Annotated in this window: 1 protein-coding gene; it reads right to left on the reverse strand. The window is 71.5% G+C overall.

What is annotated here, in order from left to right:
* Positions 1-99 precede the first annotated feature (99 nt).
* A partial coding sequence (locus EN850_RS33435; RefSeq protein WP_281407300.1) for a ketopantoate reductase C-terminal domain-containing protein occupies positions 100-520 on the reverse strand: 421 nt, incomplete at its 5' end.

Genomic DNA, 520 nt, shown 5'->3' on the forward strand with positions numbered 1-520 from the left:
CGCCGCGCGCCTGCAGCTGCGCGGCCAGCACGCGTCCGCTCCAGCCCAGGCCGAGGATCAGCACCCGTCCCGGCAGCGCGCTCGCCTGCGGGCTGAGGCTCACGCGCCGCGCAATGCCTGGTAGGCCTGCAGGCTGCTGTAGGCCACCTGCAGCAGCAGCGCTTCCTGGTCGGCCTTGCGCGCACGCGCCAGCATGTCGCCGACGATCTGCTCGGCCTCCACCTGCTGGCCCGCTTCCAGGTCACGCAGCATCGATGCCTTCAGCGCCGATCCGGACTGGGTCAGGGTGCCGCGCGCGGTGTCCTGCGCGGCCTCGGGAATCGGTTCGCCGGCGGCTTCGGCAACGGCCAGGCCTTCGTCGTACAGGCCGTGCACGATGGCCTGGCCATCATCGGGGGCGACGATGGTGCCGATGTCGGCACGCAGCAGGGAGGTTGCCGCCGCCAGCGCGGTCAGGAAGGGGTACTTGTTCCACTGTTCCTGGCCGATGCGGTCGCTGGCTACGTGGTCCAGGTTGGCC

This window comes from Mesorhizobium sp. M8A.F.Ca.ET.207.01.1.1 (assembly GCF_004794715.1).
Taxonomy (GTDB): Bacteria; Pseudomonadota; Alphaproteobacteria; order Rhizobiales; family Rhizobiaceae; genus Mesorhizobium.